Below are 20530 nucleotides of genomic sequence, written 5' to 3' on the forward strand. Positions count from 1 at the left end.
TGGACCCTTCTTTTACTGGGGAGGGGAGGCCGCCCCAGTCGAAGCGGCCCGCTGTGGCTCGACCCAACCGATCGTGCCGTCGCCGCGCTTGTAGACCATGTTGTGCGCGCCGGTGCCCGCATTCTTGAACAGCAATGCCGCGGTGTTGCGCAGATCGAGCATCATCACCGCGTCGGACACGCTGGCCTCGGGAATGTCGACGCGCGTTTCGGCGATGATCAGCGGTGCGTCCGCGACATCGTCCTCCTCGACGCTCTCCTGGAACAGCGTGTAGCCGGCATTGTCATAGCCGTTGCTCTCGGCCATCGCGACCGCTTCGCCGGCATGGCGGTCCTTCAGGCGACGCATGTAGCGGCGGAGCTGGGTTTCGATCTTGGCCGCTGCGCCATCGAAGGCCGCACGCGCGTCATAGGCGTCCGAATGCCCCTTGAGCACCAAGCCCTTCATCACGTGCGCGACGATATCGCACTTGAAGCCGGCATCGTGCGGTCCCTTGCCGAACGTGACCTCGGCCGAGATGGCGCGGGAAAAATACTTGTCGGCGATACCCTGGAGTCGGTCTTCCACATGGCTGTTCAGTGCTTCGCCAGTGTCAACCTGGTGACCAGAAATCCGGATATCCATTATCGTCTCCTTGTCGGCGTTACGTAGTTCGGGTGGTCCTGTTGGCTCCACCCTGCCAGCGTCATCCGGACGCCACGGCCCCCCAAATCGGATCCTTGATCCCCTTCATAAACGCCGCATGCGCCGCAAGGTCTCCCTCGCTCACTGCGAAAATGCGTGGCGGACGAACGACCCGAGGCGCCAGTGCGACGATCGGAGTCGACGCGCCGGGGCCGGTGTCGCTGAGCAGGCCGAGGCCGATCTGGCGACCGCCCATCAGCTCGACATAGACCTGCGCCAGCAGCTGCGCATCGAGCAGCGCGCCGTGCAGCACGCGGTGGCTGCGATCGATTCCGAAGCGCGAACACAGCGCGTCGAGCGAATGCTTGGCACCGGGATGACGGCTGCGCGCGATCTGCAGCGTGTCGATCATCCGCTTCATGTGGATGATCTGACGGCCGCATTTGGTCAACTCGCCGTTGAGGAACGAGAAGTCGAAGCCCGCATTGTGCGCAACCATCGGTGCATCGCCGACGAACTCTAGCAGATCCTCGACCGCATCGGCGAACCTCGGCTTGTCGGACAGAAATTGTGCGCTCAGCCCGTGGACGTTGAACGCCTCGACCGGCATGTCGCGATCGGGATGATAATACGCGTGGAAGGTGCGGCCCGTCTCGACCCGGTTGACCATCTCGACGCAGCCGATTTCGACCATGCGGTCGCCCCCGGAAAAACTGAGGCCGGTGGTTTCGGTATCGAAGACGATCTCGCGCATCGATATGGTATCGGCTCAGATTTCCAAGGATGCAAGCACTGCCCGGACTTGCGCGCGTGTCTCGTCGATGCTCGTATCGGTGCGGATGACATGGTGCGCGCGGGCGCGTTTTTCGGCGTCGGGGGTCTGGCGCGCGAGGATCGCGGCGAACTTCTCCGGGGTCATGCCGGAGCGGGCGAGCACGCGTGCGCGCTGCACGTCCGGCGCCGCGGAGACGACGACAATCGAGTCGACCCTTTGGTCACCGCCGGTCTCGAACAGGAGAGGGACGTCGAACACGACTCGCTTGCCGGCGTGCTCCGCGAGAAAGGCGGCGCGCTCTTCGCCGACCGCCGGGTGGACGATCGCCTCGAGTCGCTTGATCGCGGCGTCGTTGCCGAACACCGCCGCGCCGAGTTTGGCACGGTCGACTGCGCCGTTCGCGGTCGTCCCCGGGAAGGCGGCTTCGATCGCGGGGACCAGCCGACCGCCGGCGCTCTGCAACCGATGAACGGTCGCGTCGGCGTCGAATACGGGCACTCCCTCGTCGGCGAACATCGCAGCGACGGTCGACTTGCCCATGCCGATCGAGCCGGTCAGCCCGATGATCATTTGACCAACAATGCCCGGAGGTCCTCGTCGCAATCGCGCGGTGGTTCCACGTGGAACAATATCTCGAATGCGACGGCCGCCTGGCCAATCAGCATTTCAAGGCCGTCGACGGTTTCGAGATCCCGCGCACGGGCCGTTTTCAGCAGACCCGTTTCGAGCGGCGAGTAGACGATGTCGTAGACCAGCGAGTCCGGGTCGAGCGCGCCGAGGTCGATATCGAGCGGCGGCTGACCGGTCATGCCCAGCACGCTGGCGTTGACGAGCAAGCGCGAGGGCGGGGCGGCGGGGCCGATCGGCAGTGCCTGACCCTTGAGCCCGAACGCCGACAGCAACGCTGCACCCTTGATCGGATTGCGGTTGAGGATGGTCACCGGCCCGACGCCCATCCGCGACAGCGCGAACAGGATCGCGCGGGCTGCGCCGCCGGCGCCGATCACCGTGACGGGCTGGCCGGCGATATCGAGATCGTCGATCGGCGCCCAGAATCCGGCGGCATCGGTGTTGGTGCCGATGCAGTCACCCGCCTGGTTGCGGAACACGGTGTTGATCGCGCCGATCGTCCCGCGGACATTGCCGGGGTCGGAAACGTGGTCGAGCGCGGCGAGCTTGTGTGGCATCGTGATGTTGCACCCGCGCCAGGCTGGGTCGGCTTTCCGCTCAGCGAAGTATGTGGGGAGCGCGTCCGCGGTGACGTGCTCGTGGCGATATTCCGCATCGATCCCGAGCGCGTCGAGCCAGAAGCCGTGGATCAGCGGGGACTTGGACTGGGCGATCGGATCGCCGATCACTTCTGCGTAAGGGCGGGTCATTAGAGGCTCCGGTGAACTCGGTTTAGTCGATGCATTTGCATAAATAGGCACACCACGCTCTTCCCGTCATCCCAGCGAAAGCTGGGATCTCCCCGTTTGGCGGGCGTTGTCTGCCTCGGGAGATACCCAGCGTCCGCTGAGGTGACGGACGGGGGTGCGGGCGGGGCTACAAACCACTCCGTCACCCCGGACTTGTTCCGGAGTCCACCGTGCCGCGAACTCACATCTCTCGATTTTGTGGAGCCGTGGATGCCGGAACGAGCCCGGCATGACGGAAGGGGGAGGTTACGCCGGCAGCTCACCACGTACGCGGAGGAAATCGAGAACGTTGAGCAGCGGCATGCCGAGCACGGTGAACTGGCTGCCCTCGATCTTGGCGAACAGCTGTGCGCCCGGGCCTTCGATCCGGTAACATCCGACGCAGCCGGCAATCGCCGGCCATTCCGCATCGAGATACGTTTCGATAAACGCCTCCGACAACGGGCGGACGTGCATCTTCGCGCGCTCGACGTGCCGCCAGATCGCCTGGCCGTTCTCGGCGATCACTGCAGCGCTCCAGAGGTCGTGCCGTTTGCCGGACATCAGCCGGAGATGCGCCGCCGCATCGGCCCGGTCGACTGGCTTGTCGAGGATCGTACCGTCCTCCAGCGCGACCAGCGAGTCGCTGCCGAGAACGAGATAGCCCGGCATCCGCGCCGACACCTTCAACGCCTTCAACTCCGCCAGCGCATCGGCGAGATCGCGCGGCGACAGATCGCGCAACGCAGCCTTCGCCGCATCCTCATCGACCCCCGCAAACGTCGCCTCGAACGGCACGCCCGCCGCCGTCAGCATCGCACGACGCGACGCGCTTTGCGAGGCTAGGATCAGGCTCATGCCTCGACCTTCGCGACGTCGTCGCTCCGCCGCTGGTTACACAAGGCAATGATCGCCGCCGCGGTTTCCTCGATCGAGCGCCGCGTCACGTCGATCACCGGCCAGCCATTGTCGGCGAACATCCGCCGCGCAAACGCGAGTTCGCGCATCACCGCCTCCTCCTCGACATAGGACGTATCCGGCTGCTGGTTGAGCGACAGCAACCGGTTGCGCCGCACCTGGATCAGCCGGTCGGCGCTGGTCGTAAGCCCGACAATCAGCGGGTTCTTCAGGCCATAGAGGATCTTCGGCGGGGGGCTCTCGACCACGATCGGAATGTTCGCGGTCTTGTAGCCACGGTTGGCGAGATAGATCGAGGTCGGCGTTTTCGACGAGCGCGACACGCCCGCCAGGACGATATCCGCCTCCTCCCATTCCTCCCACGCGATCCCGTCGTCGTGCGCGATCGTCCACTGGATCGCATCGACGCGCGCGAAATAGGCGGCGTCGAGCACGTGTTGACGACCGGGCCGCGCCTTGGCCTGCTGCCCCAGCAAGCCTGACAAGGCGTCATTTACAGGATCGAGCGGCGCCACGGCTGGCAGCCCCAACGCCAAGCACCGTTGCTCCAGAATCCGCCGTGTCGAGGGGTTCACCAGCGTGAAGATCACTAGTCCCGGATTCTGCGCGATCTCCTGGAGGATGCGTTCGAGATGCGCCTCGGTCCGGACCATCGGCCAGAAATGGCGGACCGTCTCGACGTCGTCATATTGCGCCAGCGCCGCCTTCGCGATGTTCTCCAGCGTCTCGCCGGTCGAATCCGACAGCAAATGAAGGTGGAGCCGCATCATCGGCGTTTTATCCCCAGCGGGCGGGTCCGTGGGCGTGAATCTGTGGATAACATGGGGAGAACGGCTAGCGTAACTCGTCCGCCTCGCCAAGCGACGGGTGTGCCGTGGATAACAGCGATTCTATCCACATGCTCGCGCACAGCCGGTGATTTTATCCACAGGCTGTGGGTAACGGGGAGACTTGAATCGAATCAGCGCGTTTGTGGCGGTGCGACAGGGTCAAGCTGTTGGCAATTCGGGGATCACCGCATAAGTCCCGGGTTCAACCGCCCAACCACTGCAACAACCTATTTCTAGAATCTTCTTATAGTAGAAGAAGGGTGCTCCGCTGACCGATCCGACCTCCCGTTCGCCGTCCTTAAAGCCGTTGCTGGCGACCCTTCGTGGTGAGCGCCAAGCGGTCCCGCCGCTTTGGCTCATGCGGCAGGCGGGGCGGTATCTCCCCGAGTATCGTGAACTCCGCGCGGAGAAGGGCGGGTTCCTCGCGCTCGCGACCGATCCGGACGCGGCGGCCGAAGTCACGCTCCAGCCGATCCGCCGGTTCGCGTTCGACGGATCGATCCTGTTCTCGGACATCCTGATGATCCCATGGGCGCTCGGGCAGGATCTGAGCTTTGGGGTTGGCGAGGGGCCTCGGCTCGAGCCGGCGCTGGTCGATCATGCGCTCGATCGGTTGCAGCCGGTCATGGGACGGCTGGAGCCGGTCTACGGCACCGTCGCGAAGGTCGCGGCGGCATTGCCACCCGAGACGACGTTCCTGGGCTTTGCGGGGTCTCCCTGGACGGTCGCGACGTATATGGTGGCGGGGAAGGGGAGCAAGGATCAGTCGGAGACCCGCCGTTTCGCCTATCGCGACCCGGAGGCCTTCGGTGCGATCATCGATGCGATCGCCGACAACACCGTCGAATATCTCGCGCGGCAGGTGGAGGCGGGCGTCGACGTGGTGCAGCTGTTCGATAGTTGGTCTGGCTCGCTCTCACCTGCGCAGTTCGAGCGATGGGTGATCGCGCCGACCGCGTCGATCGTCGAGCGGCTCCACGCGCGCTGCCCCGGCGTGCCGATCATCGGCTTTCCGAAGGGGGCAGGGGGCAAGCTCCCGGCGTATGCGCGCGAGACGGGCGTCGATGCGATCGGGCTGGACGAGACGGTCGATCCGGTCTGGGCACACGCGTCGTTGCCTGCGGACATGCCGGTGCAGGGCAATCTCGATCCACTGGCGCTGATCGCCGGCGGTGCGGATCTCGACGTGGCGATCGACCGGATACTGGCGGCGTTCACGAACCGTCCCCATGTCTTCAATCTCGGCCACGGCATCCTGCCCGACACGCCCATCGCGCATGTCGAGCAGCTGATCGCCCGCGTAAGGAGCACGACATGAGCGGTTTTCTTGGGCTCGCCTATGATTGGGTAAAGGCCGCGCATCTGATCTTCGTGATCTTCTGGATGGCGGGGCTGTTCATGCTGCCGCGCTATCTGGTGTATCATCAGGAGGCGCTGGCGGCCGGCAACGCGGGCGAGGCGGCGAGCTGGGTCGAGCGCGAGAGCAAGATCCGCCACATCATCCTGACGCCGGCGATGATCGTCGTCTGGGTGCTGGGCATCGCGCTGGCGCTCAACCTGGGGCTTGCGGATGGCGCGCCGGGGTTGGGGTGGCTGCACCTCAAGCTGCTGCTGGTGTTCCTGCTGACGGGCTATCACGGCTGGACGGTCGGCTATGCGAAGAAGCTCGCCGCGGGGAAGCCGACGCTGACGGGCAAGCAGTTGCGTATGCTGAACGAGGTCCCCGCGCTGGCGGTGACGCTGATCGTCGTGCTCGCGATCGTAAAGCCGTTCTGAATTTTCCCCCCTTCCTGGAAGGGAGGGGCCGGGGGTGGGTAGGCCCGCTCGAGCCCCAACGGTTCGACCAAGCGGAAACCGACCCACCCCCAACCCCTGCCTTCCCGGGGAGGGGCGGAAAGGCCCGCTTGACTAACCCGCCCCCCAATTCTAACCCCTTCTCCCAACACGGCCTCCTGGCGTCCTGCCCGGTCGTGGGTTCCAGCAGACTCGTCTCGCCCAGTTCCGCTTCCCAAGCGCACCGCCGACCGAGCGTTCTCCCGTTGATTGCTATCCGGAAATCCCCATGCATCTCAAAGACCTGAAGAAGAAGAAACCCGCCGAGCTGGTCCAGCTGGCCGAGGAACTGGGGGTCGAGAGCGCCTCGACGCTGCGCAAGCAGGACCTGCTGTTCGCGATCCTGAAGGTGCAGGCGGACAATGGCGACCAGATCATGGGGCTCGGCACGATCGAAGTGCTGCCCGACGGCTTCGGCTTCCTGCGCTCGCCGGAGTCGAACTATCTGGCCGGTCCCGACGACATCTACATCTCGCCGAACCAGGTCCGGAAGTTCGGGCTGCGCACCGGTGACACGGTCGAGGGCGAGATCCGTGGGCCGAAGGATGGCGAACGCTATTTTTCGCTGGTGAAGCTCACGGCCGTCAATTTCGACGACCCCGACGTCGTCCGCCACCGCGTCAATTTCGACAACCTCACGCCGCTGTATCCTGAGAGCAAGCTGACGCTCGATCCCGCCGACCCGACCGTCAAGGACAAGTCGGCGCGCGTGATCGACATCGTCTCGCCGCAGGGCAAGGGCCAGCGCACGCTGATCGTCGCACCGCCACGCGTCGGCAAGACCGTCATGTTGCAGAACATGGCCAAGGCGATCACCGACAACCATCCCGAGGTGTTCCTGATCGTCCTGCTGATCGACGAGCGCCCCGAGGAAGTCACCGACATGCAGCGCAGCGTGAAGGGCGAGGTGGTCAGCTCGACCTTCGACGAACCCGCGCAGCGCCACGTGCAAGTCGCCGAAATGGTGATCGAAAAGGCCAAGCGCCTGGTCGAGCACAAGAAGGACGTGGTGATCCTGCTCGACTCGATCACGCGTCTCGGTCGTGCCTACAACACCGTCGTACCGTCGTCGGGCAAGGTCCTGACCGGCGGTGTCGATGCGAACGCGCTGCAGCGTCCCAAGCGCTTCTTCGGTGCCGCGCGCAACATCGAGGAGGGCGGTTCGCTGTCGATCATCGCCACCGCGCTGATCGACACGGGCAGCCGCATGGACGAGGTGATCTTTGAGGAGTTCAAGGGCACCGGCAACTCGGAAATCGTGCTGGATCGCAAGGTCGCGGACAAGCGCATCTTCCCGGCGCTCGACGTCGGCAAGTCGGGCACGCGCAAGGAAGAGCTGCTGGTCGACAAGGCCAAGCTCAGCAAGATGTGGGTCCTGCGCCGCATCCTGATGCAGATGGGCACGATCGACGCGATGGAGTTCCTGCTCGACAAGATGAAGGATTCGAAGACCAACGAGAATTTCTTCGACAGCATGAATCAGTAAGCGGATGCGGCCTGCTGCAAGCTGCAGCAGGACTCGCACCGGTTCGGCCGGCGGGGCAGGGCCCCGACCGACGACGCGGCTTCGCCGCGGCTGACCAGAGATCCAACAGCGGCACGCGAGAGCATAGCTTTCGCGTGCCGCTTTGCTATTAAACCCCCATAACCGTCACCACCGCTAGTCGCTGGTGACCCACGTCACCGGGAGCCGAAACCTTGAGTATCATCGCCATGCTGGCCGCCGCCGCATCGGGAGCCGCCGGACCCGGCTCGCCGCTGGACATCTGGCATCACGTCGTCGCCGACTTCTCCAACCTCGGTGATCCGAAGGCCCTCGCCGCGTTCGGCTCGGTCCTGATGATCGACCTCGTCCTTGCCGGCGACAACGCGATCGTTGTCGGCGCACTCGCCGCAGGACTTCCCGCCGACCAGCGCAAGAAGGTCATCCTGATCGGCATCGGCGCGGCGCTCGTGCTGCGCATCTTCTTCGCGCTGATCGTGACGTGGCTGATGGGCATCGTCGGGCTGATCTTCGCGGGTGGCCTGCTGCTGCTGTGGGTCTGCTGGAAGTTCTGGCGCGAAATCCGCGAGGGCGCGCAGAATGCAGGGTCCGAGGAAATCGAGGGCGACGAACGCTCGGGGCTCCGGTCCTCGAAGGGTTTCGCGAGCGCAGCCTGGGCGGTTGCCGTTGCCGACGTCTCGATGAGCCTGGACAACGTCTTGGCGGTCGCCGGCGCGGCGCGCGAGCATCCCGGGATCCTCGTCATCGGCCTGCTGTTGTCGGTCGCGATGATGGGCCTCGCCGCGAACTATATCGCGCGTATCATCAACAAGTATCGCTGGATCGCGTATATAGGTCTCGCGGTGATCCTCGTGGTCGCGGTGAAGATGATCTACGAGGGCTGGGTCGGCACCGGCGAGACGCTCGGAATCATCTCGCTGCTGCGCTGATCGCGTTGCGGTTGGGATAAGAAAAGGCCTCGCCGGGATCGTCCGGTGAGGCCTTTTTCTTGTTCGCCGTCGGCGCCCCAGTCACCCCGGAACACGTCAGCGACTATCCCTCTCGAGCAAGTAAGACTTGTTTCCCCGCGAAGGCGGGGACCCAGACTGGGCTCCCGCCTTCGCGGGAGAACAAGGGAAGGCATGGCACCGTACGACTGCTGACTGGTACGTGTCCCATGGGGTATGAGCACCGAACACATTCTTGGTGACGGGATGGGCTTTAGCCCAGATTCTCTGCAAAGAACTTCGCCGTCCGCTCGTCCGCGAGCTTCGCCGCGGCATCCGACCGCCGCTCGCCGAACTCGGTCGCGAAGCCGTGGTCTTCGCCCGCATAATCGTAGATCGTCACCTTCGGGTGATCGTCGAGCCCGGCATGCATCGCCGCCTGCGCAGCCTTGTCGACGAAGTGATCCTCCTCCGGCACGTGCAACAGCACCGGGTGTGCGATCGCGTGCTTCTCGCCGAGCAGCCCGTCGATCCCGACGCCGTAATAGCCGACGCTCGCATCGACGTCGGTCCGCGCCGCGGTCATGAATGCGAGCCGCCCGCCGAGGCAGTAGCCGACCACGCCGACCTTGCTGCTATCGCCGAGCTCGGCCCGCGCCGCGCGGATCGTGGCCTCGATATCTGCCACGCCCTTATCCTGATCGAACTGCCCCATTAGCTCGAGCGCGCGATCGAACTCGGGCTTGATATCCGGATCGAGCTCGATGCCGCGCTCCAGCCGCCAGAACAGGTCGGGTGCGATCGCCAGATAGCCGGCCTCGGCGAGCGTATCGCACTTGCGACGGATCCCGGCATTCACGCCGAAGATCTCCTGGATCACGATGATCGCCGCTTTCGGCGTGCCGGCGGGGGCGGCACGGTAGGCATGGAAATCGCCGGAGCCGTCAAGCGTCGCGATGGTGGTCGTGTTCGTCATAGCAATCCTCCTTGCGGCCGCTCGTGATCGAGCAGCCTGGATTTGGTGATCGGGCCGTTGCCCGCGGAATACGCACCGAGCGCCCCGCCGGCTCCAAGGATCCGGTGGCAAGGGACGACGATCGGAAATGGATTGCGCGCGCACGCCTGACCGATCGCGCGCGGGCTCGACCCGATCGCTTTCGCGAGCGCGCCGTAACTCGCGGTCTCGCCGTACGCGATGTCGACGATTCCCTCCCGCAGGACCGCGCCGCGCTCGGTCGGCGAGGGGGCTAGCGGCAAATCGAACGCCGTCAGTCGCCCCGCGAAATACGCTTCGAGCTGTCGGATGGCATCCCGGATCGCCGGTGCATCGCTCGCCACCGCATCGCCCGACGCGAGGATCTCGATCGCATCGATCCGGTCCTCGGTACCGGTCACGCGGACCAATCCGATTGGCGTTGCGATCGAGGCTGCATCGCGCGCATACATTCCCACGCTATGCAGCGCGCGGATGGGCGGCTCAAGCGCCATCTGGGACGCGGTACATGAAGATGAATATCGAGATCGAATGCACCCCCGAAGAGGCGCGCCGCGCGGTCGGCCTGCCCGATCTGACACCAATCCACGATCGCTATGTCGCGATGATGATGGACGCGATCCCGGACGGCCAGATGAAGCCGGAGATGCTCGAATCGATGATGCGCGGCTGGCAGCCGATGGGCGAGGCCGGCATGGCGATGTGGAAACGGATGTTCGACACCGCGACCAAGAGTGGCAGCTGAGTTCCACGTGAAGACGATCTTCGCGGTATCGAGCGGGCGCCCGCCCGCGGCGATTGCCGTCGTCCGGATAAGCGGGTCGCACGCGTTTGCGGCTGCCCAGGCTCTGGCCGGACCGTTGCCAGCGCCCCGCCATGCCAGTCTCCGCGGGTTGCGTGACGGCGACGGTGCGCTGCTCGACCGCGCGCTGGTGATCGTGTTTCCGGGGCCGACCACGGCGACCGGCGAGGATCTGGTCGAGTTTCATTGCCATGGTGGCCGCGCGGTGATCGCAGCGGTCGAGGGGACCCTGTCGGTGCTGCCGGGTCTACGCCCTGCCGAGCCCGGCGAGTTTACGCGCCGCGCGCTGACCAATGGCCGCATCGACCTGACGGAGGCGGAAGGCCTCGCCGACCTGCTCGAAGCCGAGACCGAGGGCCAACGCGTTGCGGCAATGACCGCAGCAGAGGGTCGCGTCAGCCAGGCAGTTCGCGGCTGGATGGACTCGGTCGCGATGCTGTCCGCGCGGATCGAAGCGATCCTCGACTTCGCCGACGAGGACGACGTGGCAAGCGATACCGCCGCGTTCGATGCGATCGTCGGAGAGATCGACACGCTCGCTGCGGAGATCGAAACGGTGGTCGACGCTCCCCCGGTCGAGCGCCTCAAGGACGGGCTTCGCGTCGTCATCGGTGGTCCACCCAACAGCGGCAAGTCGACGTTGCTCAACCTGCTCGGCGAGCGCGACGCGGCGATCGTGTCGCCGATCTCGGGCACCACGCGTGATCGGATCGAGGTGCCAGTAATTCGCGATGGCGTCGCCTATGTGCTGACCGACACCGCCGGGCTGATCGAAACGCTCGACCCGATCGAGGCGATCGGCGTCACGCGCGCGGAGGACGCGCTGGCGGCGGCGGACATCGTCCTGTGGTTGGCCGACACCGCCCCGCCACGCGCCGACGCGATCTGGCTCCACGCGCGCGCGGACCTGCCGGGGCGGGGGGACCTGCCCGCTGGCCGGACCCTGGCAATCGCGCAGACCGACCGCGGTTCGCTCGATAGGCTCTGGGGGGAATTGCACCAGCGGGCTGCGGCGATGCTGCCGCGTGGCGATGGCATCGCGCTCAAGCAGCATCAGCGGCGGCAATGCGGGCTTGCGGTCGAGGCGCTGCGCAACCGCAGTTCCGATCCGCTGATCGTTGCCGAACAACTCCGCCAAGCGCGCGCGATCCTTGCTGGAGTCCTCGGCCTCGACGCGACGGGGGAGATGCTCGACGCGCTGTTCGGGCGTTTCTGCATCGGTAAATGATGTTCCACGTGGAACATCTTTGACGCGTTCGCTGCGTCGCTCTAGGGCGTTGGCATGTTCGATGTAGTGGTGGTTGGCGGTGGCCATGCCGGAACCGAAGCCGCAGCCGCGGCGGCGCGCAGGGGCGCGCGCACTGCGCTCGTGTCGTTCGACGCGCGGCACATTGGTGCGATGTCGTGCAATCCGGCGATCGGTGGCCTCGGCAAAGGGCACATGGTTCGCGAGGTCGACGCGTTCGACGGGCTGATCGGACGCGCGGCGGATGCGGCGGCGATCCACTACCGCATGCTCAATCGCAGCAAGGGATCGGCGGTGCAGGGCCCGCGAATCCAGGCCGATCGCACGCTATATTCTGATGCGATCCAGTCGATGCTGGTGGCAACGGCGGGGCTGTCGATCGTCGAAGGGGAGGCGACCGCGCTCCATTTCGAGGGCGATCGCATGGCGGGCGTCGTGCTGGCGGACGGCGCCATCGTGAAGGCTCGTGCGGTCGTGCTGGCGACCGGCACGTTCCTCGGCGGCCGCATTTTCCGCGGCGATGACCGCGAGGAAGGCGGCCGGATCGGCGAACGTGCAGCCAAGCCTCTGGCGGAACAGTTGCGCGCGCGCGACCTGCCGATGGCCCGACTGAAGACCGGAACGCCACCGCGATTGAACGGCCGGACGATCGACTGGGGCACGCTCGCCGAGCAGCCATCGGACCTCGACCCCTGGACGATGTCGCCGATGACCCACGCGCGTCCGCTTCCCCAGATCGCCTGCGCGATCACCCGCACGACCGACCGGACACACGCGATCATCCGCGAGGCGTTCCACCGGTCGCCGCTGTTCACCGGTGCGATCGAGGCCGCGGGACCGCGCTATTGTCCGTCGATCGAGGACAAGGTCCACCGCTTCGGTGATCGCGATGGGCATCAGGTTTTCCTCGAACCCGAGGGGCTCGATGACGCGACAGTCTATCCCAACGGCCTGTCGACATCGCTCCCGGTCGAGGTCCAGGCCGAGATGCTCGCCAGCATTCCGGGGCTCGAGCGGGTCAAGATGACGATGCCGGGCTATGCGGTCGAGTATGACTATATCGATCCGCGCGCGCTCGACACGCGGCTCGCGCTCGGCGCGATCGACGGCGTGTTCTGCGCCGGCCAGATCAACGGCACGACCGGGTATGAGGAAGCGGCAGGGCAGGGGCTCGTCGCCGGGCTCAACGCCGCGGCCTATGCGTGCGACATGGCGCCGGTGATCCTCGATCGCGCGTCCAGTTATCTCGGGGTGATGATCGACGATCTGACGCTGCAAGGCGTGACCGAGCCCTATCGGATGCTCACCGCGCGGGCCGAGTTCCGCCTGTCGTTGCGTGCGGACAATGCCGAGACGCGGCTGGGTATGATCGCCGAGGCAGCGGGCTGTCTCGGGCCAGAGCGGCTCGCACACCAGCACGCGCTGGCCGAAGATCGTGCCCGGTTCCGGGCGTCGCTCGACGGCGAACGCACCGCGACCGAAGTGGCGGACCAGGGCATTGCGATCGGTCGCGATGGCGCGCGCCGGACGGCGTATGACTGGCTCCGGTTCGAAGGCGTGACGCTCGCGCATGTCGCGCCGGACGCCGCGACGGGCATCCCGGCGGCGGTCGTTGACGAAGTCTTAGAGGACGCGCGCTACGCCCCGTATATCGAACGCCAGGCGCAGGAGGTCGCGCGCCTGCGTGCCGACGAAGCGATCCGCTTGCCCGAGGACCTCGCCTATGATCGCATACCCGGCCTGTCGAACGAGATGATCGACCGCCTGACGACCGCGCGGCCCACTTCGCTTGCGGCAGCGGCACGGGTTCGCGGGATCACCCCGGCCGCGTTGTCGGCGGTATTATTGCATACGAAACGAGTGCCAGCATGACCGAAGACAACGCACAGGCCTGGGTCACCGATCGGTTCGGGGCGGAGGCGACGGAGCGCCTGTTGGCGTTCGTCGCGATGGTCGTCGAGGAAGCGCCGCACCAGAATTTGATCGCGCCGTCGACGATCCCGACGATCTGGGACAGGCATGTGGTCGACTCGCTCCAGCTGGTTGCACTTGCGGGAGCGGATACGTCGGCGAGGCGCTGGCTCGATATCGGTACCGGTGGCGGCTTTCCCGGGATGGTCGTCGCGCTGGTTCGTGAGGGGCCGGTCGATCTGGTCGAGCCCCGACGGCGGCGTGCTGACTTCCTTCAGCTCTGCGTCGCGCGTCTTGGCCTCGGCGAGCAGGTTCGTGTCCATGCGTCGAAAGTAGAAAATGCAACCGCCGACGCGGCGATCATCTCCGCCCGTGCGGTCGCGTCGCTGCAAAACCTTTTGCGTGGCGCGGCACACTGCGCCACAACGGAGACGCGGTGGTTGCTTCCTCGGGGGCGTTTAGACGAGGAGGAGCTCGCCGCGCTCAAGCAGCATTGGCGGTTTATGTTCCACGTGGAACAAAGCGTCACGAACCCGGAGTCGTCGATCGTGGTTCTGGATCGGGTAAGCGCGCGATGATCACCATCGCGGTCGCGAATCAAAAGGGCGGGGTGGGCAAGACCACCAGCGCCATCAACCTCGCGACCGCGCTGGCCGCAACGGGAATGCGCGTGCTGCTGGTCGATCTCGATCCGCAGGGCAATGCGTCGACCGGGCTTGGCATCGGTCATTCGCAGCGTGAGCGGTCGAGCTACGACGTGCTGGTCGGCGAGACGTCGATCGAAGAGGCGGTGGTCCACACGCGCGTGCCGCGGCTCGATATCGTGCCGGCGACGGTCGACCTGTCGGGGGCGGAGATCGAGCTGGTCGATTTCGACGCGCGTACGCACCGTCTCGATCGTGCGGTGAAGGCGGCGCAGGGGCCGTGGGATATCGCACTGATCGATTGCCCGCCGTCGCTTGGGCTGCTGACGATCAACGCGATGGTCGCGGCCGATTCGCTGCTGGTGCCATTGCAATGCGAGTTTTTCGCGCTCGAGGGGTTGTCGCAGTTGTTGAGTACGGTCGAGCGGATCCGCCAGCGGTTCAATCCGGGTCTGTCGATCCTCGGCGTCGCGCTGACGATGTTCGATCGGCGGAACCGGCTGACAGATCAGGTCTCGGCAGACGTTCGCGCGGTTCTCGGCAAAGTGGTGTTCGAGACGGTGATCCCGCGCAACGTACGGCTGTCGGAGGCGCCGAGCCACGGGTTGCCCGCGCTGATCTATGATCATCGCTGCTCGGGATCGCAGGCGTATATCGCGCTCGCCCGCGAGCTGATCGGCCGGCTTCCGGCAACTGCGCAGGCGGCGGCATGAGCGACGGTAACAAGCGCGGCCGCCCGGGGCTGGGCAGGGGCCTCAACGCGCTGCTCGGCGAGATGGCGCGCGAGACGCCGGTTTCGGCTGATGGTGCGGCGCAGCAATCATCGGGTGTGCGGATGCTGCCGGTCAGTTCGCTGTCGCCGCATCCGGATCAGCCGCGCCGGCATTTCGACGAGGCGATGCTCGACGAACTGGCGGCGTCGATCGCCTCGCGCGGGTTGATCCAGCCGATCGTCGTGCGGCCGCACGGTCATGATTACCAGATCGTCGCGGGCGAGCGGCGTTGGCGGGCGGCGCAGCGCGCGCGGCTGCATGAGGTGCCGGTCGTCGTCCGCGACTTCGACGATGCCGAGACGCTCGAGATTGCGCTGATCGAGAACATCCAGCGCGAAGACCTCAACGCGATCGAAGAAGCTCAAGCGTATCAGCGGCTTGCGGGCGAATACGGCCATACGCAGGAGGTGCTCGCCAAGATCGTCCACAAGTCGCGCAGTCATGTGGCCAACCTGTTGCGCTTGCTGGAGTTGCCGGCGCAGGTGCAGTCGCAGGTGGTCGATGGATCGTTGTCGATGGGGCATGCGCGGGCGCTGCTAGGTTCGCCGGATGTGGAGTCGCTGGCGGATCAGGTGGTGGCGCGCGGACTGTCGGTGCGCGAGACCGAGAAGCTGGCGCGCGATGCGAAACCGGGGCGGAGCCGGAGCGGGAAGCCGGCCGAGCCTCGGATTCCGGACGCGGATATTGCAGCTTTGGAGCGGCAACTAGCGGATTTGCTCGGGTTGCAGGTCCGGGTGGCGCATACCGAGACTGGGGGGACGTTGACGCTGAGTTATTCGACGTTGGACCAGCTTGATATGGTGTGTCAGCGGCTTACCGGTGGGGTGATCTAAGCGCGGGTCAAACTGCCCAATCGCACCCATTCCGTTCGTGCTGAGCGAAGTCGAAGCACCTGCGCCCCGGACCACCCTTCGACTTCGCTCAGGACGAACGGGTGATAGGGGGCGAGCGGAAGAGGGGGACCGCTCACACCACCCCGTCATCCCGGCGGAAGCCGGGATCCGTGGTTGCGGCCCGCTTCATTGGTGAACGCGCTCTGTCCATGGGTCCCGGCGTGCGCCGGGATGACGGAGGTGGGGGTGGGTGAATGGGAGGTTATCAGAAGGACATGGCGCGGTGACGCACACCATAGGATTAGTTTCGCCGCGCGATCGCCTGGGATAGCGCCACCACCGCCGCCTCGGCCACAACTCCGCCGGCATTCCCGGATGCCATGATCGCGCGCTCCGCCGTTCGTACCCGCTGGATTGCGGTCGCCAGCATGACCGGCGACCAGCGCCGCAAGGACCGCGCGGTGCTGGCCTCTTCCTTGAAGAACACGCGGTGTCGTTTCATCACGGCGTCGACCGCTTCGCCGCGGTCGATTTCGCCGCGCATGTCGGCGAGCGCGATCAGGCGGCGGACGAGTTGGCGGAGCCACGGGATCGGTGAGGTGCCGGCTTCTTCGAGCACGGCGAGTTCGGCGCCGAGATCGTCGACCCGGCCTTCGATCACCGCATCGATCGCGCGGCTCATTTCCGCATCGCCTAGGTCCGCGCCGACCGCATCGAGTGCGTGGTAATCGAGGTCCGCGGGCCGATCGGGCGCGGCGTCGAGATATAGCGCGAGCTTCTCGATCTCGCGGGAGATGACGGCGCGATCGCCGCCGGTCGTATCGACCAGGCGGCGGGCGACGCCGGGGGCGGGGCGGAGGCCGTTCTCGCTCGCGATCGTCGTCGCGAGGCGTTCGGCGTCCTGCGCGGTCGGGGCGTAGCAGGCGAACGCCATCGCGCGCGGAGAGTCGATCGCGAGCTTGACGATCTTTGCGGTCGATTTGACGGTCGGGGCGATCGCGACCACCGGGTTGCCGACGCGTTCGGCCGCGAGGAGGTTGGTGAAGGCTTCGAGGCTTTCCTCGCCTGCGGAGGCGACGCGGACGAACCTTGCGCCCGCGAACAGCGACAGCGACGCGGCTTCGTCGGTTAGCCGCCCGGGGTCGCTTTTCAGCGTCGACCCGTCGAGATCGACGCGTTCGGCATCGGCGCCCATCGCCTTGGCCAGTACCCGGGCGAGGTCACTTGCCCCGGCTTCGTCGGGGCCGTGAAGCAGGTACAGGCGGATGTCGCCGCCCGGTTTGGCCAGCGCACCGCGGATTTGGCCGGCGCTGGCCTTCACTTGGCGGGCGTGGTGGCCTGCGCCGCCGCGACCGCCGGCGTGTTGCGCGCATACAGCGCAATACGCGCGACGATCTGGTCGGCGACGATCTGCGACAGGCGTTCGAGCGCGGTGTTCTCCGCCGCGATCGTCGCATATTCGGAGCGGACGACGTCGATGCCGGCGTCGGAGCCCGCGGTCGCGTCGAGCAGCACCGAATTGTCGCCGATCCGTACGAGCTGATAGCGTGCGCGCAACGTGCGGCGTTCGCGCGAGACGCTGTCGTCGGTGCGGACACCGAGGCCGCTGATCTGGTCGTCGAGGCGGATGTCGATGCGGTAGAGCGCCGGTGCGCCGTTCGAGGGCAGGCGGTCGCGCAGCGCGGTGGCCATCAGCCAGCCGTTCTTGCCCGCGATCGGTGCGATCTCGACCTGGCCGAGCGCACCGGCGACCGGGCCGCTGCTGCCGCCGGCATAGAGCGGGTGCAGGCCACAGCCCGACAGCGCGGGAGCGAGGGCCAACGCGCTAAGGATCGCTAGGCGCTTCATGCGACGATGTTCACGAGACGGTCGGGCACGACGATCACTTTCCGGGGCGGCTTGCCCTCGAGCAGGCGGACGATCTTTTCGGAGGCGAGCGCGGCGGCTTCGACCTCGTCCTTCGGTGCGCCCTTCGGGAAGACGAGCGTGTCGCGCAGCTTGCCGTTGACCTGCACCGCGATCGTGACCTCGTCGTCGACCAGCATCGCCGGATCGACGATCGGCCAGGCGGCGTCGGCGATCAGGCCGTCATTGCCTGCGGTCGCCCAGGCTTCCTCCGCGACGTGCGGGACCATCGGGCTGACGAGCAACAGCAACGTGCGGACCGCCTGTTCGCGGTCTGCTGAGGGCGCTGCCTTCTCGATCGCGCTGCATAGCGAATAGAGCCGCGCAACCGCCTTGTTGAACTGCAAGGCGTTGATATCGTTCTCGATTCCCACCGTCGTCCGATGGCAGAGTTTGCGTAAGCCGATGTCGTCGCCCTGGGCCTTAGCGGCGTCGTCAGACTCGATCAGGCGCCAGAGACGCTGGACGAACCGCCACGCGCCTTCGATGCCGGATTCGCTCCAAGGGAGATCGCGTTCGGGCGGTGAGTCGGAGAGCACGAACCAGCGCACCGCGTCGGCGCCATACTGGTCGACGATCGGCTCGGGATCGACGGTGTTCTTCTTCGACTTCGACATTTTCTCAACGCGACCGACGGTTACTTCGTCGGTCGTTCCGCGGAGGAATACCTTACCGTCACGCTTGTCGATATCGTCAGGCGATAGCCAGCGGCGAGTATGAACCTGGGCCTCGAGAAAATCGTCCAAGGACTCGGACGCGGGCTTGGACTGTTCCATTGTCCAGTACGTCTCGTGCGTGACCATCCCTTGCGTGAACAGTCCGGCGAACGGCTCGGCGATGTCGAGCATGCCGATATGCTTCAGCGCGCGCGTCCAGAAGCGGGCGTACAGCAGGTGCAGGATCGCATGCTCGACGCCGCCGATATACTGGTTGACCGGCAGCCACTTCTCCGCGCCCGTCCGGTCGAACGGTTTCGCGTCCGGCTGGCTGGCGAAGCGGATGAAATACCACGACGAATCGACGAACGTGTCGAGCGTATCGGTCTCGCGCCGCGCGTTCGCACCGCAGGACGGGCAGGGGACATGCTTCCAGGTCGGATGGCGATCGAGCGGGTTGCCAGGGATGTCGAACGACACGTCCTCGGGCAGCACGATCGGCAACTGGTCCTTGGGCACCGGCACCGCGCCGCACGCGTCGCAGTGGATGATCGGGATCGGCGTGCCCCAGTAACGCTGGCGGCTGACGCCCCAGTCGCGCAGGCGGAACACGGTCGTGCCTTTGCCCCAGCCTTCGCCCTCGGCGCGCTCGATCACGACGCGCTTGGCGTCCTCGATGTCCATGCCGTCGAGGAAATGCGAGTTCACGATCGTGCCGGCGCCGGTCCAGGCGGTGTCGCCTACGAACACGGGGGCCTCGTCATCGCCTTCGCTGACGACGCGTTTGACGGGCAGGTCGTATTTGCGCGCGAAATCGAGATCGCGCTGGTCGTGCGCGGGCACGCCGAACACCGCGCCGGTGCCGTATTCCATCAGCACGAAGTTCGCGATGTAGACGGGGAGATGCCAGGACTTATCAAGCGGATGCACCGCGCGCAGACCGGTGTCGAAGCCCAATTTCTCCTGCGTGTCGAGCTCGGCCGCCGTGGTGCCGCCACGCTTGCAGAGTTCGATGAACGCGGCTGCGTCGGGGTTAGTCTCGGCGATCGCGCGCGCGATCGGATGATCGGCGGCAACCGCGACGAAGCTGGAGCCGAACATCGTGTCGGGACGTGTCGTGAACACCTCGACGCTCTCTATGCCCCTTCCGCTTGCTGGAGGGGTCAGGGGAGGGGAGGCGTCCCCGATCGCTGCCGTCGCGTTCGCGTCAGGCCCTCCCCCGACCCCTCCCGCAAGCGGGAAGGGAGCAGTGAGTTGGAACTTGAACTGCAACCCTTGGCTGCGGCCGATCCAGTTCTCCTGCATCAGCTTGACCTTGTCCGGCCAATGTTCGAGCGCGCCGAGGCCGTCGACCAGCTCGTCGGCGAAGTCGGTGATCTTCAGGAACCACTGCGACAGTTTCCGCCGCTCGACCAGTGCGCCCGACCGCCAGCCACGACCGTCGATCACCTGCTCGTTGGCGAGCACGGTCATGTCGACCGGATCCCAGTTCACCGCCGATTCCTTGCGGTACACGAGCCCCGCCGCGAACAGGTCGAGGAACAGCGCCTGCTCGTGGCCATAATATTCAGGCTCGCAGGTCGCCAGCTCGCGCGTCCAGTCGAGCGCGAAACCGAGGCGCTTCAGCTGCGCCTTCATCGTCGCGATGTTGGCGCGCGTCCAGGTGCCCGGATGCACGCCCTTTTCCATCGCCGCGTTCTCGGCCGGCATGCCGAACGCGTCCCAGCCCATCGGATGGAGCACTTCCATGCCCTTCATCCGACGGAACCGCGCGAGCACGTCGCCCATCGTGTAGTTGCGGACATGCCCCATATGGATGCGCCCCGACGGATAGGGGAACATCTCGAGCACGTACGAGCGCGGCTTGGTCGACAGGTCGTCCGCGGCGAACGTCTTGCGCTCGTCCCAGACCTTCTGCCACGCCGCGTCCGCCTTCAACGCATTGAAACGCGACGCCAT

Annotated in this window: 21 protein-coding genes; 10 read left to right on the forward strand and 11 right to left on the reverse strand. The window is 66.0% G+C overall.

What is annotated here, in order from left to right; genetic code table 11:
* Positions 1 to 12: 12 nt before the first annotated feature.
* The 6 genes from hpf to H8S47_RS03210 form a co-directional block, all read right to left on the reverse strand.
* Complete coding sequence (gene hpf / locus H8S47_RS03185) at positions 13 to 624, reverse strand: ribosome hibernation-promoting factor, HPF/YfiA family (protein ID WP_187502479.1); 612 nt, start codon at positions 622 to 624, stop codon at positions 13 to 15.
* Positions 625 to 685: 61 nt separating this feature from the next.
* Positions 686 to 1378, reverse strand: a complete 693-nt coding sequence (gene dnaQ, locus H8S47_RS03190; RefSeq protein ID WP_187502480.1) for a DNA polymerase III subunit epsilon — start codon at positions 1376 to 1378, stop codon at positions 686 to 688.
* A gap of 15 nt (positions 1379 to 1393) precedes the next feature.
* Entirely contained in the window at positions 1394 to 1969 is a 576-nt protein-coding gene (gene coaE, locus H8S47_RS03195) for a dephospho-CoA kinase (RefSeq protein ID WP_187502481.1), read from the reverse strand.
* The gene (locus H8S47_RS03200; protein ID WP_187502482.1) at positions 1966 to 2778 is read right to left on the reverse strand and encodes a shikimate dehydrogenase family protein; all 813 of its coding nucleotides are present in this window, start codon (positions 2776 to 2778) and stop codon (positions 1966 to 1968) included. Before H8S47_RS03200 ends, coaE begins: the two co-directional genes overlap by 4 nt.
* Positions 2779 to 3063: 285 nt before the next feature.
* Positions 3064 to 3654 (reverse strand): Maf family protein, encoded by a 591-nt coding sequence (locus tag H8S47_RS03205; protein ID WP_187502483.1) that lies wholly within the window; start codon positions 3652 to 3654, stop codon positions 3064 to 3066.
* Entirely contained in the window at positions 3651 to 4484 is an 834-nt protein-coding gene (locus H8S47_RS03210; protein ID WP_187502484.1) for a pyruvate, water dikinase regulatory protein, read from the reverse strand. Before H8S47_RS03210 ends, H8S47_RS03205 begins: the two co-directional genes overlap by 4 nt.
* A 328-nt stretch (positions 4485 to 4812) precedes the next feature.
* Between H8S47_RS03210 and hemE the strand changes: the two genes are divergently transcribed.
* The 4 genes from hemE (at position 4813) to H8S47_RS03230 (ending at position 8810) form a co-directional block, all read left to right on the forward strand.
* Positions 4813 to 5862 carry a uroporphyrinogen decarboxylase gene (gene hemE / locus H8S47_RS03215; protein ID WP_187502551.1) on the forward strand — a complete coding sequence of 350 codons (1050 nt, stop codon included), beginning with the start codon at positions 4813 to 4815 and terminating at the stop codon, positions 5860 to 5862.
* Positions 5859 to 6320 (forward strand): CopD family protein, encoded by a 462-nt coding sequence (locus tag H8S47_RS03220; RefSeq protein ID WP_187502485.1) that lies wholly within the window; start codon positions 5859 to 5861, stop codon positions 6318 to 6320. Before hemE ends, H8S47_RS03220 begins: the two co-directional genes overlap by 4 nt.
* A gap of 286 nt (positions 6321 to 6606) precedes the next feature.
* Positions 6607 to 7863 carry a transcription termination factor Rho gene (gene rho, locus H8S47_RS03225; RefSeq protein ID WP_031395107.1) on the forward strand — a complete coding sequence of 419 codons (1257 nt, stop codon included), beginning with the start codon at positions 6607 to 6609 and terminating at the stop codon, positions 7861 to 7863.
* Between the two features lie 227 nt (positions 7864 to 8090).
* Entirely contained in the window at positions 8091 to 8810 is a 720-nt protein-coding gene (locus tag H8S47_RS03230; protein WP_187502552.1) for a TerC family protein, read from the forward strand.
* Positions 8811 to 9081: 271 nt separating this feature from the next.
* Here the strand turns inward: H8S47_RS03230 and H8S47_RS03235 are convergent, their stop codons facing one another.
* Positions 9082 to 9783 (reverse strand): dienelactone hydrolase family protein, encoded by a 702-nt coding sequence (locus H8S47_RS03235; protein WP_187502486.1) that lies wholly within the window; start codon positions 9781 to 9783, stop codon positions 9082 to 9084.
* On the reverse strand, positions 9780 to 10253 hold the full coding sequence (locus H8S47_RS03240; protein ID WP_187502487.1) for a methylated-DNA--[protein]-cysteine S-methyltransferase: 474 nt from the start codon (positions 10251 to 10253) through the stop codon (positions 9780 to 9782). Before H8S47_RS03240 ends, H8S47_RS03235 begins: the two co-directional genes overlap by 4 nt.
* Before the next feature lie 56 nt (positions 10254 to 10309).
* Here H8S47_RS03240 and H8S47_RS03245 point away from each other — a divergent pair, with 56 nt between their 5' ends.
* From H8S47_RS03245 to H8S47_RS03270, 6 genes are all read left to right on the forward strand, one after another.
* Entirely contained in the window at positions 10310 to 10546 is a 237-nt protein-coding gene (locus tag H8S47_RS03245) for a DUF6489 family protein (RefSeq protein ID WP_187502488.1), read from the forward strand.
* A gap of 7 nt (positions 10547 to 10553) precedes the next feature.
* On the forward strand, positions 10554 to 11831 hold the full coding sequence (gene mnmE / locus H8S47_RS03250; RefSeq protein ID WP_187502489.1) for a tRNA uridine-5-carboxymethylaminomethyl(34) synthesis GTPase MnmE: 1278 nt from the start codon (positions 10554 to 10556) through the stop codon (positions 11829 to 11831).
* Between the two features lie 54 nt (positions 11832 to 11885).
* Positions 11886 to 13721: a tRNA uridine-5-carboxymethylaminomethyl(34) synthesis enzyme MnmG gene (gene mnmG / locus H8S47_RS03255; RefSeq protein ID WP_187502490.1), complete on the forward strand. Its 1836-nt coding sequence runs from the start codon at positions 11886 to 11888 to the stop codon at positions 13719 to 13721.
* A 62-nt stretch (positions 13722 to 13783) separates the two neighbouring features.
* On the forward strand, positions 13784 to 14338 hold the full coding sequence (rsmG, locus tag H8S47_RS03260; protein WP_235982576.1) for a 16S rRNA (guanine(527)-N(7))-methyltransferase RsmG: 555 nt from the start codon (positions 13784 to 13786) through the stop codon (positions 14336 to 14338).
* Positions 14335 to 15117, forward strand: a complete 783-nt coding sequence (locus H8S47_RS03265; RefSeq protein WP_055874932.1) for a ParA family protein — start codon at positions 14335 to 14337, stop codon at positions 15115 to 15117. Before rsmG ends, H8S47_RS03265 begins: the two co-directional genes overlap by 4 nt.
* The gene (locus H8S47_RS03270) at positions 15114 to 16010 is read left to right on the forward strand and encodes a ParB/RepB/Spo0J family partition protein (protein WP_187502492.1); all 897 of its coding nucleotides are present in this window, start codon (positions 15114 to 15116) and stop codon (positions 16008 to 16010) included. Before H8S47_RS03265 ends, H8S47_RS03270 begins: the two co-directional genes overlap by 4 nt.
* Positions 16011 to 16311: 301 nt before the next feature.
* Here the strand turns inward: H8S47_RS03270 and holA are convergent, their stop codons facing one another.
* The 3 genes from holA to leuS are packed head-to-tail and all read right to left on the reverse strand — an operon-like array spanning position 16312 to position 20530.
* Positions 16312 to 17331, reverse strand: a complete 1020-nt coding sequence (holA, locus tag H8S47_RS03275; RefSeq protein ID WP_187502493.1) for a DNA polymerase III subunit delta — start codon at positions 17329 to 17331, stop codon at positions 16312 to 16314.
* Positions 17328 to 17858, reverse strand: coding sequence for an LPS assembly lipoprotein LptE (gene lptE / locus H8S47_RS03280; RefSeq protein WP_187502494.1), 531 nt, complete (start codon positions 17856 to 17858; stop codon positions 17328 to 17330). The genes holA and lptE overlap by 4 nt, the downstream gene beginning before the upstream one ends.
* Positions 17855 to 20530, reverse strand: a complete 2676-nt coding sequence (gene leuS, locus H8S47_RS03285) for a leucine--tRNA ligase (protein WP_187502495.1) — start codon at positions 20528 to 20530, stop codon at positions 17855 to 17857. The genes lptE and leuS overlap by 4 nt, the downstream gene beginning before the upstream one ends.

The organism is Sphingomonas albertensis (genome assembly GCF_014358075.1).
Lineage (GTDB): Bacteria > Pseudomonadota > Alphaproteobacteria > Sphingomonadales > Sphingomonadaceae > Sphingomonas > Sphingomonas albertensis.